This window comes from Pseudomonas sp. RGM2987, from assembly GCF_022952855.1.
Lineage (GTDB): Bacteria > Pseudomonadota > Gammaproteobacteria > Pseudomonadales > Pseudomonadaceae > Aquipseudomonas.
In genome coordinates this window covers 45,276-59,882 of sequence record NZ_JALJDX010000205.1, presented here as the reverse complement: position 1 = coordinate 59,882, position 14,607 = coordinate 45,276, and the positions used below count along the sequence as shown (strand labels likewise).

At 63.3% G+C, this 14,607-nt stretch carries 15 protein-coding genes; all 15 read left to right on the top strand.

Annotation, left to right across the window (positions count from 1 at the left end):
- The first annotated feature begins 8 nt into the window (after positions 1-8).
- The 15 genes from RGM2987_RS17275 to gspM all read left to right on the top strand — a co-directional run bounded on the left by RGM2987_RS17275 (position 9) and on the right by gspM (position 14,542).
- The gene (locus RGM2987_RS17275) at positions 9-1,427 is read left to right on the top strand and encodes an FAD-dependent oxidoreductase (protein ID WP_039592434.1); all 1,419 of its coding nucleotides are present in this window, start codon (positions 9-11) and stop codon (positions 1,425-1,427) included.
- Positions 1,428-1,678: 251 nt separating this feature from the next.
- Positions 1,679-2,752, top strand: a complete 1,074-nt coding sequence (hemE, locus tag RGM2987_RS17270; protein WP_245143514.1) for a uroporphyrinogen decarboxylase — start codon at positions 1,679-1,681, stop codon at positions 2,750-2,752.
- A 342-nt stretch (positions 2,753-3,094) separates the two neighbouring features.
- A complete protein-coding gene (gbpA, locus tag RGM2987_RS17265; RefSeq protein WP_245143512.1) occupies positions 3,095-4,561 on the top strand; it encodes an N-acetylglucosamine-binding protein GbpA in 1,467 nt (488 codons plus the stop codon).
- Positions 4,562-4,626: 65 nt separating this feature from the next.
- Positions 4,627-5,172: a cytochrome b/b6 domain-containing protein gene (locus RGM2987_RS17260; RefSeq protein ID WP_245143510.1), complete on the top strand. Its 546-nt coding sequence runs from the start codon at positions 4,627-4,629 to the stop codon at positions 5,170-5,172.
- A complete protein-coding gene (locus RGM2987_RS17255; protein ID WP_245143508.1) occupies positions 5,169-5,696 on the top strand; it encodes a type II secretion system protein N in 528 nt (175 codons plus the stop codon). The genes RGM2987_RS17260 and RGM2987_RS17255 overlap by 4 nt, the downstream gene beginning before the upstream one ends.
- A 7-nt stretch (positions 5,697-5,703) precedes the next feature.
- Positions 5,704-7,632: a type II secretion system secretin GspD gene (gene gspD, locus RGM2987_RS17250; protein ID WP_245143505.1), complete on the top strand. Its 1,929-nt coding sequence runs from the start codon at positions 5,704-5,706 to the stop codon at positions 7,630-7,632.
- Positions 7,629-9,092, top strand: a complete 1,464-nt coding sequence (gene gspE / locus RGM2987_RS17245; protein ID WP_348529642.1) for a type II secretion system ATPase GspE — start codon at positions 7,629-7,631, stop codon at positions 9,090-9,092. The genes gspD and gspE overlap by 4 nt, the downstream gene beginning before the upstream one ends.
- Before the next feature lie 4 nt (positions 9,093-9,096).
- Positions 9,097-10,305, top strand: coding sequence for a type II secretion system inner membrane protein GspF (gene gspF / locus RGM2987_RS17240; protein WP_245143503.1), 1,209 nt, complete (start codon positions 9,097-9,099; stop codon positions 10,303-10,305).
- A 3-nt stretch (positions 10,306-10,308) separates the two neighbouring features.
- Complete coding sequence (gene gspG, locus RGM2987_RS17235) at positions 10,309-10,764, top strand: type II secretion system major pseudopilin GspG (protein ID WP_245143501.1); 456 nt, start codon at positions 10,309-10,311, stop codon at positions 10,762-10,764.
- A gap of 2 nt (positions 10,765-10,766) precedes the next feature.
- Positions 10,767-11,234: a type II secretion system minor pseudopilin GspH gene (gene gspH / locus RGM2987_RS17230; RefSeq protein ID WP_245143499.1), complete on the top strand. Its 468-nt coding sequence runs from the start codon at positions 10,767-10,769 to the stop codon at positions 11,232-11,234.
- Complete coding sequence (gene gspI / locus RGM2987_RS17225; RefSeq protein ID WP_245143497.1) at positions 11,227-11,613, top strand: type II secretion system minor pseudopilin GspI; 387 nt, start codon at positions 11,227-11,229, stop codon at positions 11,611-11,613. The genes gspH and gspI overlap by 8 nt, the downstream gene beginning before the upstream one ends.
- Positions 11,606-12,139: a type II secretion system protein GspJ gene (locus RGM2987_RS17220; RefSeq protein ID WP_245143494.1), complete on the top strand. Its 534-nt coding sequence runs from the start codon at positions 11,606-11,608 to the stop codon at positions 12,137-12,139. Before gspI ends, RGM2987_RS17220 begins: the two co-directional genes overlap by 8 nt.
- Positions 12,136-12,981: a type II secretion system protein GspK gene (locus tag RGM2987_RS17215; RefSeq protein ID WP_245143492.1), complete on the top strand. Its 846-nt coding sequence runs from the start codon at positions 12,136-12,138 to the stop codon at positions 12,979-12,981. Before RGM2987_RS17220 ends, RGM2987_RS17215 begins: the two co-directional genes overlap by 4 nt.
- On the top strand, positions 12,981-14,090 hold the full coding sequence (gene gspL, locus RGM2987_RS17210; RefSeq protein ID WP_245143489.1) for a type II secretion system protein GspL: 1,110 nt from the start codon (positions 12,981-12,983) through the stop codon (positions 14,088-14,090). The genes RGM2987_RS17215 and gspL overlap by 1 nt, the downstream gene beginning before the upstream one ends.
- The gene (gene gspM, locus RGM2987_RS17205) at positions 14,090-14,542 is read left to right on the top strand and encodes a type II secretion system protein GspM (RefSeq protein ID WP_245143487.1); all 453 of its coding nucleotides are present in this window, start codon (positions 14,090-14,092) and stop codon (positions 14,540-14,542) included. Before gspL ends, gspM begins: the two co-directional genes overlap by 1 nt.
- Positions 14,543-14,607: the final 65 nt, after the last annotated feature.

Here is a 14,607-nt window from a genome sequence, read left to right as displayed (position 1 = left end):
TTTTAACAATGGCTGAACGTCTGAATAACGACTTCCAGTTCATCGATGTCGGGCGCAAGGATCCGAAGAAGAAACTGTTGCGTCAACGCAAGAAAGAGTTCGTGGAAATCTACGAGCCTTTCAAACCCCAGCAGTCGGCCGACCAGGCCCACCGTTGCCTGGGTTGCGGTAACCCGTATTGCGAATGGAAGTGCCCGGTGCACAACTTCATTCCCAACTGGCTGAAGCTGGTGGCCGAGGGCAACATCCTCCAGGCCGCCGAGCTGTCGCACCAGACCAACACCCTGCCGGAAGTCTGCGGCCGGGTGTGCCCGCAGGATCGCTTGTGCGAAGGTGCGTGTACCTTGAACGACGGTTTTGGCGCGGTGACTATCGGTTCGGTGGAGAAGTACATCACCGACACCGCGTTCGCCATGGGCTGGCGTCCGGACATGTCCAAGGTCAAGCCGACCGGCAAGCGCGTGGCAATCATCGGCGCCGGCCCGGCGGGCCTGGGCTGTGCCGACGTACTAGTGCGCGGTGGCGTGACCCCGGTGGTGTTCGACAAGAACCCGGAAATCGGTGGTCTGCTGACCTTCGGCATCCCCGAGTTCAAGCTGGAAAAGACCGTGCTGAGCAATCGCCGCGAAGTCTTCACCGGCATGGGCATCGAGTTCCGCTTGAACACCGAAGTGGGCAAGGACGTGACCATGGAGCAACTGCTCGAGGAATACGACGCAGTATTCATGGGCATGGGCACCTACACCTACATGAAGGGCGGCTTTGCCGGCGAGGATCTGCCGGGTGTGTACGACGCACTGGATTTCCTGATCGCCAACGTCAACCGCAACCTGGGCTTTGAAAAGTCGCCGGAAGATTTCGTCGACATGAAAGGCAAGAAAGTCGTGGTACTCGGTGGTGGTGACACGGCGATGGACTGCAACCGCACCTCGATTCGCCAGGGCGCCAAGTCGGTGACCTGCGCCTACCGTCGTGACGAAGCGAACATGCCGGGCTCGCGCAAAGAGGTGAAGAACGCCAAGGAAGAAGGCGTGAAATTTCTCTACAACCGTCAGCCGATCGCCATCGTGGGTGAAGACAAGGTCGAAGGTGTCAAGGTGGTCGAGACCCGTCTCGGCGAACCGGATGCCCGTGGCCGTCGCAGTCCCGAGCCGATCCCGGGCTCCGAAGAAATCATCCCGGCCGACGCCGTGGTCATCGCCTTCGGCTTCCGCCCGAGCCCGGCGCCATGGTTCGAGCAGTTCAGCATCCAGACCGACAGCCAGGGCCGCGTCGTGGCACCGGAACAAGGCCAGTACAAGCACCAGACCAGTAACCCGAAGATCTTCGCCGGTGGCGACATGGTCCGCGGTTCCGACCTGGTGGTGACAGCGATCTTCGAAGGCCGCAATGCGGCTGAAGGGATTCTGGATTACCTGGGGGTCTGATCACTCCCTGGTTGGAAATGCAATCAAATGTGGGAGCGGGCTTGCTCGCGAATGCGCAGTGTCAGTTGACAGAGATGTTGCTTGGCACGCCGCTTTCGCGAGCAAGCCCGCTCCCACAGGTGTTTTTGTGATGCTGCGAAGATAGGGTTCCTCCGCGACAAATTGCCCCGATAGATAAAAGGCACGGCTCTTGCCGTGCCTTTTGCGTCGCGCTCTGAGAAAATGCCCGCACTTTTTTTCCGGATGCCGACATGACTGCCCTGAAGAACGACCGTTTCCTGCGTGCCTTGCTCAAGCAACCTGTAGACGTCACCCCGGTGTGGATGATGCGCCAGGCCGGTCGCTACCTGCCGGAGTATCGCGCCAGTCGTGCCAAGGCCGGCGACTTCATGAGCCTGTGCATGAACCCGCAGTTTGCCTGCGAGGTCACGATGCAGCCGCTGGATCGTTATCCGCAGCTGGACGCGGCGATTCTGTTTTCCGACATCCTGACCATCCCCGACGCCATGGGCCAGGGCCTGTACTTCGAGACCGGCGAAGGTCCGCGCTTCAAGAAGGTCGTCAGCACCCTGGCTGACATTGAGGCTTTGCCGATTCCCGATCCGCAGAAAGACCTGGGCTACGTCATGGACGCGGTCAGCACCATTCGCCGCGAACTCAATGGTCGCGTGCCGCTGATCGGTTTCTCCGGCAGCCCCTGGACGCTGGCGACCTACATGGTCGAAGGCGGTTCGTCCAAGGACTTCCGCAAGACCAAGGCGATGCTCTACGACAACCCGCAAGCCATGCACCTGCTGCTCGATAAGCTGGCGCAGTCGGTCACGTCCTATCTCAACGGCCAGATCCTGGCCGGCGCGCAAGCGGTGCAGATCTTCGACACCTGGGGTGGCAACCTGTCGGCGGCGGCGTACCAGGAGTTCTCCCTGGCCTACATGCGCAAGATCGTCAGCGGCCTGATCCGCGAGCACGAAGGCCGTAAGGTACCGGTGATCCTGTTCACCAAGAACGGCGGCCTGTGGCTGGAAAGCATCGCCGATGCCGGCGCCGACGCCCTGGGCCTGGACTGGACCTGCGACATCGGCAACGCCCGTGAGCGCGTGGGTCATAAAGTCGCCCTGCAAGGCAACATGGACCCGACCGTGCTGTACGCCAAGCCTGAAGCGATCCGCGCCGAAGTCGGTCGAATCCTTGCCAGCTACGGCAGCGGCAGCGGCAGCGGCCACGTGTTCAACCTCGGCCATGGCATCACTCCGGAAGTCGACCCGGAACATGCCGGTGCCTTCCTGCGGGCGGTGCATGAGTTATCGGCGCAATACCACGCCTGAATCGCAGCCTGAATCACTCAGCCTGTCCGGCCTCGCGTCGGACAGGCTTTTTAATGTCTTGTTGTTTTATCTATTCAATTTGCATTCAGGCGGCCGTTTTAGCTGACGGATCTGTTTGTTTTTGTTTGATAGCTATTTCCGTTCGTAAGAAGTTTCTCTAGTTATGTAAGAGAAATGGAATCAGAGATCATTCCTTCTGTTTTGAGAGAATTTTCCTACATAGGGAATCTGCGACTTTCTATAAGGTTCGGCGCTTGCAAGGTCTGGCGCTGAACGATCCGGCGCACCTTGCAAAAGGCGGTGATACGTCTTTTAAAACTCGATGAATAGTCTGGAACTTATATGAAAAACAATTTCAACAAGCGCAATCTATTGATGGGGTGCACGTCCTCCTTAGTTCTGTTGTCGTCCCTGGCCGTGTCCCAGGGTGCGCTGGCCCACGGTTACCTCGAAGTGCCACCATCGCGCGCATTGCTGTGCCGGCAAGGTGAAAACAAAAACTGCGGTGGCGCGCAATACGAACCCCATAGTACCGGGGAGACATTCAAGGGCTTCCCGAACGGAGCAGGCGGCGCCCCGCTGCAAGGCCCGATCGACGGCAAAATCGCCAGCGGCGGCAACTCGCTGTTTTCCGCCCTGGATGCGCAGTCGTCCACTCGCTGGCAGCTGACAGAAATCCGCGATCGCAACATCGCCTTCCAATGGCGATATATCGCCCCGCATCCAGCGACCAAGCACGAATATTTCATTACCCGCGACGGTTGGAACCCGAACAAGCCACTCGAGCGTGCATCGTTCGACAGCGCACCGTTTTGTGCGATCGATGGCGGCAATCAGATTCCGGTCAGTGGTGCCGAGCACAATTGTGTGATTCCTGACAGCAAGTCGGGTCATCACGTCATCCTGGCGGTCTGGACGGTCGGTGACACCGACGCCGCATTCTACAACCCGGCGGATGTGAACATCCTCGCCGAAGCCGCGTTGCCGGGCGGTTGGTCGCCGGTGGGCAGCATCGCTCCGTCGACGCCACTGCTGGCGGGTGACAAGGTCAAGGCCCGGGCATTCTCCGCGACCGGTGAAAATGCCGAGTACAGCGTCGAGATCAGCATCGACGACGCCGAGGAAGGCAGGCCTGAGAACTGGTCGTTCAAGCTGGCCGACGCCATCAACAAGGCACATCCCTTGATTCGTGCCGGTATCCGCGATGACGAGGGCAATATCACGCCGATCAAGGGCACCAACAAGCTGTACGCCCAGAATGAAAGCGGCGTGACCCGCTATGAAGTGCAACTGGACATGAAGGAAGACGCTGGCGCCAGCATGGAGGTCGCTTCCCTGCAGCCGGAATACGTACTGGACAAAGGTCGGGTCAGCATGGCGTTCGCAGCGCAGACCAACCGCAGGATGGACCTGCAGGCCGCGCTGTTCGATGAAAACAACAAGCAGGTGGGTGCGGTGAGCCAGACCGTGGGTGAAGGCAATACCGGGCTGAGCATTGACGTGCGCAGTGCTCCGGGTGCTCACACCCTGACGCTGGTAGGGACTACCGCAGATGGCCGGACCACTCGGCAGGACACCCAGAGCGTCACCCTGACCGGTGAAGGCGCGGGCATCGAGTATGACTTCGTGTTCCCTGAAGGTATCAGCGACTACACCGCCGGTACCAAAGTGCTGCAACCCAAGACCGACGAAGTATTCGAGTGCAAGCCGTTCCCTGCGTCCGGCTACTGCAAGCAATACGCCCCGAACGCCAACGGCTTCGAGCCGGGCGTCGGTGCGTCCTGGCAGAGCGCCTGGGACAAGCTGTAAGTCCTGACAGGCACGGCTTCAGGCGACCGGCCCGGTTGCCTGGAGCCTTAAAGGAGGACGCAGTCATGCATTCCAATTATTCCAGGCGGCGGGTGCTGCTGCACTGGCTGTCGGCCGTCGTTATTTTGTGGGCGTTGGTGTCCGGTTTTTACGTGGCCTGCATGCCCGTTTCAGCTTCGGTGGAACATTGGGTCGGGTCGCTCAATGTGTCGCTGACCACGCTGCTCATTCCACTGTTCGCATGGCGGACCTGGCTGTTCGTCCGCGAGCTCGAACCTCGTGAACAGGCGCTTTCACTGAACAAGCGATTGGCATTGGCGGTTCACACGCTGATCTACCTGAACGTCGGGGTGGTGCTGGTGACGGGCGTGCTGATGATGAAAAGCGCCATCAGTGTCTTCGGGCTCGTGCGCATCCCCCAGCCACTGGACGATCCGGCGCTGATCGAGCTGGCCAACGTCATCCATACCGGATCTTGCGTGGTGCTTTCGGGGCTTGTCGCCCTGCATCTCTGCGCGGTGCTCTGGCATGAGTGTTCCGGGCGTCGGGTCGTGCGGCGAATGTCCTTCGCCAAGCCCCCGGGCGCGATGATTGAGCGAGGACAGCGATGAGTTTTCTGCGCAGGGGCGGCAGCTGGTTGCCGAAGACTCTGCTGGTGCTCGTTCCTTTGCTGTACGGGGCATTCCTGGCGGTACAGGAGTGGCGTTTTCGCCAGGCATTGCAGGGTGATGTGCCGGTGGCGGCGGCCGCGCCGATCGTCCCGGTACCTGAGCCACCCAATGTGCAGGCGGTGGCAAGCGTGCTCGGCCTGATGCCTGAAGGTGCCCATGCGCCCAGCTCAGAGCCGATCACCTTGCAGGCCAGCTTTGTCGCGGACCAAGGCTTGTCGCGGGCATTGCTGACGAATGCCGCCGGCTCGCGCATTTACCAGGTAGGTGAGCGCCTGCCGGGTGGCAATGTGCTGCGCCGGGTCGAGGCCAGCCATGTGACGTTGTGGCGCAACGGCCGGGAAGAGCGGGTGGCCCTGCAACAGCCAGCCCAACCTTTGCTGCGTCGGCTGGCCCCCGAAGACGGGCCCCCTGCGACGCTGATTTCCTCGCAATACCTACGCCCGGTGGCCGGGCAATCAGAGTGATCGAATCATGAACAGCTTTATCCGGGGCGGCGTTTCGCGCGTCCTGTTCTGTCTTGGCCTATGTTGTCCGCTGGCGTTTCCCGGCTCGCTGCGGGCCGAAGAGGCCCGTTGGCAGCTGGCGATGAACAATGCGGAACTGCGCGACGTGGTCGAGGAAATCTCCGGGATCCTCGGCAAGACCGTGGTGCTCGACCCCCGTGTGTCAGGGCGGATCAGCGTCATGTCCCGCCAGGCGCTGGATCGTGAAGGCGTGCGCCGGCTGTTCTATTCGGTGCTCGATGCGCACAACTTCACGGTGATCGATGAAGGCGAGCGGATCCTGATCACCCCGGTCAGCGATGCCAAGACGCGCGCCGGGACCAGCGATCCAGAAAGCGCCACGCCGTCGCAGTTCGTTACCCGGGTCGTCGAGTTGCAATCGAGCATTGCCGCCGATATCGCCGGATTGGTCCGGCCGCTGGTGTCGGGCAACGGCTACGTGGGCCCTTCGGTGTCGTCCAATGCGCTGGTGGTCACAGACACGGTCGCCAATGTCCAGCGCATCGCCGCAGTGGTGCAGCAGTTGGACTCCGGGCGCAATCGTAATCATGTGGTGCTGGCGTTGCGGCATGCCCAAGCCGCAGATATCGCACCGCTGGTGGAAGCTTCCGCCGGCAAGCGCGAAGGCGACACGGCTGGCCTGGTGATTGCCGATGCCCGCAGCAACCGCCTGGTGATCGTCGGTGCGCCGGCGGTGCGCCAGCGCCTGCTCGATCTGGCCCGGACCCTGGACGTGCCGCCGGCCGCCTCCCAGGACAATGCGCGGGTCATCCGCCTGCGCCACAGCGATGCCAGGCAATTGGCCGAGGTGCTGGAAGGCGTCGGACAGGAGAAAAAACACACTTCGACGCTGGCCGGACAGCGAGAAGCCAGTTCTGCCAGCCCGTTCGTAATCAAGGCCGATGAGAGCCAGAACGCCCTGGTACTGATCGCCGAGCCGGCCCAGGTGCGCACCATAGAAAACATCGTTCGTGAGTTGGACCAACCCCGGGCCCAGGTGCTTATTCACGCGGCCATCGTCGAGATCACCGGGGACATCACCGAAGCCCTTGGCGTGCAGTGGAGCCTCAACAGTGGCAGCGCCAACGGCTTCGTCAATTTCCCTGGAACCAATATCCCGATCCTGGGTGGCCTGAATTTCGATGACCTTGAAAAGGCCCCGGAAGGCGCGGTCCTGCGCTTGGGCGGTGATCGTTTCAGCGCGCTGGTCTCGGCGCTGGCGGGTAACAGCCATAGCAACCTGCTTTCCACCCCCAGCCTGCTGACCCTGGACAACCAGGAAGCGGAAATCATCGTGGGGCAGAACGTCCCGTTCAAGACCGGCTCATACGCCACCAACAGCAGCGGGGCGGACAATCCGTTCACCACGGTGGAGCGCAAGGACGTCGGCATCAGCCTCAAGGTCAAGCCGTACATCAATGAAGGCTCGACCTTGCGCCTCGAGGTCCAGCAGGAAGTCTCGGACATTGCACCGGCGGTCTCGGGCGTGGACTCTTCGGACCTGATCACCAACAAGCGCGCCCTGAAGAGCACGATCCTGGCAGACGATGGGCAGATCATCGTGATTGGCGGGCTGATCCGCGACAGTGTCCGGACCCAGGAAAGCGGGGTGCCATTGCTGCGCAGTATCCCGTACCTGGGCGCGCTGTTTCGCTGGAACCGCGACACCCAGACCAAAAGCAACCTGATGGTCTTCCTGCGGCCCACCATCGTGCGCAGCAGCGAGGACCTGGCCGATGTGAGCCGCCAGCGCTACGACGCGTTGCGTGAATTGAGCAAGCCGGGTTCGCGCAAGAACAATTCGCTGTTGTTGCCTCGCGAGGCCCGCCAGTTGTTCGAACCGTCCAGCGAGGCGCCGGTGAGCGACTTGCGTCAACTGCGCTCGGGTGAACTGTGAGCGAGCAGTTGTCCTTTGGTTTCGCCCGACGTTTTGGCGTACTGCTGCAAGGCGAGGGGCCGGACCTGAACCTGGTCCTGCGCCGGGATGCGCCGCTGAGCGCCGTGGCAGAAGTGCGGCGCCTGTGTGGTCGGGATCTGCCTGTGGAGCTTTTGGACCCGGCGCCGTTCGCGATGCGCCTGGCGAGTGTCTATCGCCAGGGCCAGAGTGCGGCCGAGCAGGTTGCCCAAGGCCTGGACGAGGAACTGGACCTGCTCAGCCTGGCCGACCAGGTGCCGCAGACCACCGACCTGTTGGAAGAGCAGGGCGATGCGCCGATCATTCGGCTGATCAATGCCTTGCTCAGCGAGGCGGTGCGTGAGCACGCCTCAGATGTGCACCTGGAAACGTTCGAGCAGTACCTGTCGGTGCGCATGCGCATCGACGGCCAATTGCAGGAAATGCTCCGTCCGCGCCGGGAGCTGGCGAGTCTGCTGGTGTCGCGGATCAAGGTCATGGCGCGCCTGGACATTGCCGAGAAGCGCGTGCCCCAGGATGGGCGCATGGCCCTGCGCCTGGCGGGGCATGAAGTCGACGTGCGGGTCTCGACCCTGCCGTCGGCCCATGGCGAGCGCGTGGTGTTGCGCCTGCTCGACAAGCAGGCCGGGCGCCTGGAATTGCAGCGCCTGGGCCTGCCCGACGACACCCTGGCAGGGCTGCGCCAACTGCTCGGCAAACCCCATGGCATCGTGCTGGTCACCGGCCCCACGGGCTCGGGCAAGACCACCAGCCTGTATGCGGCGCTGAGCAGCATCAACGACCAGAGCCGCAACATCCTCACCGTCGAAGACCCGATCGAATACCACCTGCCGGGCATCGGCCAGATGCCGGTCAATCCGAAAGTCGACATGACTTTCGCCCGCGGCTTGCGGGCCATCCTGCGCCAGGACCCGGACGTGGTAATGGTCGGTGAGATACGCGACCGCGAGACCGCCGAGATCGCGGTCCAGGCATCCCTGACCGGGCACCTGGTGCTGTCGACCCTGCACACCAACACTGCCGTCGGCGCGGTCACGCGGCTGGTGGACATGGGGGTGGATGCGTATCTGCTGGCTTCGTCCCTGGCGGGCATCGTCGCCCAGCGCTTGTTACGCGCGTTGTGCCCGGCCTGCAAGACGCCTTATGTGGCCGACGCCACGACCTGCCGCCGCCTCGGCCTGGAAGCCGACGCCGCCCCACGGCTGTTCAAGGCCCAGGGTTGCGATCAGTGCCAAAAAGGCTACCGCGGGCGCTTCGGCATCTATGAACTGGTAACCGTCAGTGCCGCGTTCTCCCAGTTGATTCATCAAGGTGCCAGCGAGCAGGCGTTGGCCGGCGAGGCGCGTAAAAGCTCTCGCAGCCTGTTCCAGGACGGACGTCAGCGGGTGCTGGAAGGCCTGACCAGCGTCGATGAACTGCTGCGCATCACCCAGGAGGAGTAGCGCCATGCCGACGTTCGACTATCGTGCCGAAGACGTCCGGGGCCGGCGCTGCAAGGGCCGCGTTGAAGCCGACAGCCCGCGTCATGCCCGCCAGTTATTGCGCGAGCGTGGCCTGCTGCCCAGCGAGGTGCACGCGGCCGGCGGGCAACGAGTCATGGGTCCTCGACAGACCGGTGGGCGCTTGAGCGCGGCAGACCTGGCGTTGCTGACCTTGCAGCTTTCCACCTTGATCCAGGCCGGCCTGCCTCTTGAAGAATCCCTGGGCGCCGTGGCGCAGCAGAGTCAGAAGCGGCGCGTCAGCCACCTGTTGTCGGCGGTACGCACTCGCGTCATGGAAGGCCACCCGCTGGCGACGGCGCTGCGGGCGTTCCCCCAGGCATTTCCCGAACTGTTCTGCGCCACGGTGGCGGCGGGCGAGCAATCGGGTCATCTGGGCCAGGTGCTCGAGCAACTGGCGAGCTACACCCAGGCGCGCCAGGCGTCGCGCCAGCGCATCCAGCTGGCGTTGGTCTATCCGCTGATTCTGATGCTGGCCTGCGTGGCGATTGTTGCGTTCCTGCTGGGCTATGTGGTGCCGGATGTGGTGAAGATTTTCGTCGACAGCGGCCAGCCGTTGCCCTGGTTGACCCGGGCGATGATCGCCGTCAGTGATGGGTTGCGCGCTTATGGCCTGCTGTTGCTCGGCGCGCTGGCCGGGCTCCTCGGGTTGTGGCGCTGGAGCCTGCGCCAAGCGACATGGCGTCTGCGCTGGCATCGTCTGGTGCTTGGGCTGCCGTTGCTGGGCGAGGTGTTGCGAGCGATGGAGGCGGCCAGGTTCGCCAGTACCCTGGCGATCCTCAGTAAAAGCGCGGTGCCGCTGGTGGAGGCGCTGCACATCGCCGCCCAGGTGATCGGCAACCTGACGATTCGCACGCGCATGGCCGATGTCGCCCGGTCGGTCCGAGAGGGCGGGACCCTGACCCGTGGGCTGGAGCTGGGCGGGGACATTCCGCCGCTGATGCTGCACATGATCGCCAGCGGCGAGCGGGTCGGCGAACTCGACAGCATGCTGGCCCGGGCCGCCGAACAACAAGAGGCCAGCCTCGCGGCGCACATCGCCCTGGTGGTGAGCCTCTTCGAACCGGCCATGTTGGTGCTGATGGGCGGCGTCGTGCTGCTGATCGTCCTGGCCATCCTCCTTCCTATCCTGAGCCTCAATCAATTGGTGAACTGACCCATGAAATCTCCCAACAACCGGCCTGCCGGTCATCAACGCGGCTTTACCCTGATCGAGATCATGGTGGTGGTGGTCATCATCGGCGTGCTCGGCGCTATCGTCGTGCCCCAATTCATGAGTCGGCCCGACCAGGCCAAGACCACGGCCGCCCGCACCGATATCCAGGCGATCTCCACCGCGTTGGAAATGTACCGCCTCGACAACTTCCACTACCCCTCGACCCAGCAAGGCCTGGAGGCGCTGAGCAAACGCCCGTCCGGCACGCCTGCGCCCAGGAACTGGAACCCCCAGGGTTATCTGAAAAGCCTGCCGATCGATCCCTGGGGCACGCCCTACCAATATCTGAACCCGGGCTACAAATCCGCCGATGGCAGCTATGACCTTTTTTCGCTGGGCGCCGATGGCGCGCCGGGTGGCGATGGGGTGGCCGCCGACATCGGCAACTGGGTCGAATGAACATGGGCAGGCGTTGCCAGGGTTTCACCTTGCTGGAACTGATGGTCGTCATCGTCCTGATGGGCGTATTGGCGGGCATGGTCAGCCTCGCCATCGGTCCGAGCCCAGGGCGCGAGGCCCGGCAGCAGGCCCAGGACTTTATCCAGGTGGTGCAAGCACTGCGCGAACGGGCGGTACTCGATGCCCAGGAATACGGCGTGCGCCTACAGCCTGGCGCGTACCAGGCGTTGCGCTTGGAGGCCAAGGGTTGGACAGCGGTGGCGAGCGTGCAGCGCCTGCCCGGCGATCTGACGTTGAGGCTGGAACTGGACGGCCATGGGGTGGCCCTTGATGACGGGCAAGGCGCACCGCAATTGCTGATGCTCAGCAGTGACGAGATCAGCCCGTTCAGGTTGTCGATCAAGGTCGCCGGCCAGACGTTCGTCCGGGTGTCGAGTGATGGTCTGGCGCAGGCGTCGATCGATGAATGACGACCGCAGGCTGGCCGCAGGTAGCCGAGGCTTCACCCTGCTGGAAGTCATGATCGCCCTGGCGATTTTCGCCACGCTGGCGGCGGCGGTGCTCTCGGCCAGCCAATTCGTGCTCAAGCAAAGCGTGAACCTGGAGGATCGCCTGTTCGGCGCCTGGCTGGCCGATAACCAACTGAGCGAACTGCGCCTGCAAGCCGTGACGCCTGCTGGGCAACAGCAGCTGACCCGGCGTCTGGATCGCCGGGACTGGATCGTACAACAGCGTATCGCCCCGTCCCGCGACCCGCGCCTGCTCCAGGTCGAGATCCAGGTCAGCCGTGCTGGCAGCCCGACGGTCGTGCATCGCACCACGGGGTGGATCGGTCATCGGCATGAATAGACAGTCGGGTTTCACCTTGTTGGAACTGGTCATCGCGATCAGCATTTTTGCCCTGCTTGGCCTGGCCAGTTGGCGCCTGTTCGACGGCGTCGTACGGACCCAGCAAAGCAGCGCTCAGCATGAACGTGACATCCGCGCCTTGCAGCGTGCCGTCGGGGTGATCGAGCGGGATGCGTGGCAGGCTGTTACCGGCTCCATCAAGTTGGCGCCGGGCCGCCTGCAACTGCAGCGTAGCCACTGGCGCAACCCGCTGGACCAGCCGCGCAGCGAGCGGCAGACGGTGAGCTATCGGCTCGAAGGCGGCGCGTTGTGGCGCGACAGCCAGGGCGAGGGCAGCCTCGTCGTGCAGCAGCAGAAGCTGCTCGACGGGGTGCGCGATCTGAGCTGGCGCTTGTTCGATCCGCAGCGTGGTTGGCACAGCGTGAACGCCCAGGATACTTCGCCGCTGGCGCTGGAATTGATCGTGTCGGCGGGGCGCTTCGAACAGGTCCGTCGAGTGCTGCTGTTGCCCGGGCCGTTGCCATGAATCGGCAACGGGGCGTGGCGCTGATCAGCGTGCTGCTGGTGCTGAGCCTGGCGTTGCTGCTGGTGGGCGGCATGTTGCGCAGCCATCGGTTGTTGCTGCACAGCAGCGCCCAGCAGTTGCAGCAAAGCGAGTTGCGGCAATTGGGGCTGGCCGGCGAAGCCTGGGCGCAGGCGGTGCTGCAAGGCAGTGCGCTGACGCCGACCGGTCCGATTGACCTGAGCCAGGACTGGGCGCGGCTCAAGCCTGCATTCGAGGTGGCAGACGCCGAGGTGCATGTCGATATCGAGGATCTGTCCGGGCGCTTGAACCTGAACCCGTTGCTGGCCCAGGGGCAGGTCGACCGGGTCACGCTGGGCCGCTGGACGCGGTTGCTGGAACTGTTGGATTTACCGCCGCTGTCCTTGCCTCAAGTCGGGGTGGTGCACGAGTTGAGCCAACTGCGCCTGTTGCCGGGTGTCGACGCGCACACGTTGCGACGCCTGGAACCATGGGTGGCGTTGCTGCCCAAAGAGGCCCGGCTGAATATCAATACCGCACCGCAGTTATTGCTGATGACCCTGGATGGCATGGAAGCCGAGCCGGCCCAGGCGCTGGTCAAGCAGCGTCACCACAGCCCATACGCCAGCGTGCAGGCGTTCACCAACGACCCGTTGCTGGCCGGCCTGGGCCTGACCGGCCATGGCCTGGGCGTGAGCAGCCGGTGGTTTCGCATCACGGTGAGTGTGACCCGCGCTGACAGCCGCCTGCGCCTGGCCTCCGACATCGAGCGCGATGCCGTCAGCGGACGTTGGACCGTCCGTCAGCGTCGTTTCCTACCTACCAGCCCCAGCGAGCTTCCCTGATGAAAACCTGGCTTTACCTCACAGCCGAAGGCCTGGCTGCGCCCGGTGCCAACTGGCTCTGCTGCGTGTGGTCGCCCACCGGTGAACGCCGTTGCCTGCCCCTGCACGAAGCGGCACATGAGCTGAATGGCCGGGCCGTCGATGTGTTATTGCCGATGGAAATGTGCAGCGGCCTGCGCAGTGATCCTTGGCCTTCGCGGCGCAAGCCTCGGGCCCAGGCGCTCGCATTCGCCATCGAAGAACAACTGAGTGAAAACCTGGAGGCCGTGCACATCAGCGTCGGCCCCCGGGATCGCCAGCAGCGCTATTCGTTGATGGTGATTCAGCGAGCCCGGTTCCAGGCGCTGCTGACGCTGCTCGCCGGGCAGGGCATTGATGTGCGGGCGGTGTACGTCGATGCCGATCTGCTTCCCGAGGACAAGGCGTTCGGTGTGCGCTGGTTCGGTCGCTGGCTATTGGGGGGCGCGTTGTCGGCGCCGGTGGCGCTGTCGGTCCGGACCCTGGCGGCGCTCAAACCTGGCCTGCCGGAGGACATTCACTGGTTGGACGAGGAACGTGATCGCCAGGGTATCGACGAGTGGCTGTTGAGCGCCAGCGGCCATCCCATCGATCTTTTGCAGGGTGAGTTCCAGCGCCGCCGCCAGCGCCAGCGCCTGCCATGGCGCGGCGCGGCGGCAGCGGCGCTGGGAATGGTGTTGCTGAGCTGGGTGTTCGGCGAAGTCCGGGTGCGATTTATTGAAGCCGAAGCCCGGCACCTTTATGGGCAAAGTGAACAGCGATTCCGGGCCCTGTATCCGGGGCAGGAGCGCGTCGTTGACTTGGCGGCGCAGTTCCAGGCTTTGCAGAACCATCGGGGGCCGCGCCAGGCGACCCAGGTCACACGGCTGGTCCGTTTGACGGAGCAGGTTATCGGCGCCAGCGATGTCGAGGTGCAGCGCATCGATTTTCGCGAAGGCGAAGGCTGGAAAATCCAACTGACCGCCAGCAGCTTCGTCGAACTCGAACAGTTGCGTGAGCGCGGGCGGGAACATGGGTTGCCCGTGACTCTGGGCAGTGCCAGCAAACAGGACAATCGGGTGCAGGCCACCGTCACGCTGGAGAGCCGTTGATGAATTTCAATCGTCTGAAACAGGCCTGGGAGAGGGTTTCACCACGGGAGCAACGACTCTTGCAGGGCCTTGCTGCGTTGCTGTTGGTCGTGGTGGGTTATACCTCGATCTGGCAACCCACCTGGCAACGGCTGGAGGTTGCCGAGCGACACTATCGGCAACAGGCTGAACTGAACGCCAGTATCCAGCGCGTCGAGCCGACCCGGGACATAAGTGCTGCCAAACGTCCTCTGTCGGTGCGGGTCAACGACAGTGCGGCAGCGGCGGGGTTGGAAATAGCCGAGATGGACACTGACGGCGATTCATTGCGACTGGCGGTGAGTGGGGATGCCGCCAGGTTACTCAACTGGTTGGATCAGCATGAACGGGAGGGCGCGGCCTTGCAGTCGCTGACCTTGCAGGCGCGAGAGGGTGTGCTGGATGCGCGGGTGGAGTTGCGGCAGGTCAACTGAAGCCTTTGTATGCGTATGCAACGCACGCCCGTGGCGAGGGAGCTTGCTCCCGTTGGGGCGCGAAG

What these genes read in the sequence shown, in the direction of transcription:
- RGM2987_RS17215 (WP_245143492.1), top strand. Translation starts at nt 12,136, where the DNA reads ATGAATCGGCAACGGGGCGTGGCGCTGATCAGCGTGCTGCTGGTGCTG.
- RGM2987_RS17220 (WP_245143494.1), top strand. Translation starts at nt 11,606, where the DNA reads ATGAATAGACAGTCGGGTTTCACCTTGTTGGAACTGGTCATCGCGATC.
- gspL (WP_245143489.1), top strand. Translation starts at nt 12,981, where the DNA reads ATGAAAACCTGGCTTTACCTCACAGCCGAAGGCCTGGCTGCGCCCGGT.
- gspD (WP_245143505.1), top strand. Translation starts at nt 5,704, where the DNA reads ATGAACAGCTTTATCCGGGGCGGCGTTTCGCGCGTCCTGTTCTGTCTT.
- RGM2987_RS17275 (WP_039592434.1), top strand. Translation starts at nt 9, where the DNA reads ATGGCTGAACGTCTGAATAACGACTTCCAGTTCATCGATGTCGGGCGC.
- gspG (WP_245143501.1), top strand. Translation starts at nt 10,309, where the DNA reads ATGAAATCTCCCAACAACCGGCCTGCCGGTCATCAACGCGGCTTTACC.
- gspI (WP_245143497.1), top strand. Translation starts at nt 11,227, where the DNA reads ATGAATGACGACCGCAGGCTGGCCGCAGGTAGCCGAGGCTTCACCCTG.
- hemE (WP_245143514.1), top strand. Translation starts at nt 1,679, where the DNA reads ATGACTGCCCTGAAGAACGACCGTTTCCTGCGTGCCTTGCTCAAGCAA.
- RGM2987_RS17260 (WP_245143510.1), top strand. Translation starts at nt 4,627, where the DNA reads ATGCATTCCAATTATTCCAGGCGGCGGGTGCTGCTGCACTGGCTGTCG.
- gspH (WP_245143499.1), top strand. Translation starts at nt 10,767, where the DNA reads ATGGGCAGGCGTTGCCAGGGTTTCACCTTGCTGGAACTGATGGTCGTC.
- gspF (WP_245143503.1), top strand. Translation starts at nt 9,097, where the DNA reads ATGCCGACGTTCGACTATCGTGCCGAAGACGTCCGGGGCCGGCGCTGC.
- gspM (WP_245143487.1), top strand. Translation starts at nt 14,090, where the DNA reads ATGAATTTCAATCGTCTGAAACAGGCCTGGGAGAGGGTTTCACCACGG.
- RGM2987_RS17255 (WP_245143508.1), top strand. Translation starts at nt 5,169, where the DNA reads ATGAGTTTTCTGCGCAGGGGCGGCAGCTGGTTGCCGAAGACTCTGCTG.
- gbpA (WP_245143512.1), top strand. Translation starts at nt 3,095, where the DNA reads ATGAAAAACAATTTCAACAAGCGCAATCTATTGATGGGGTGCACGTCC.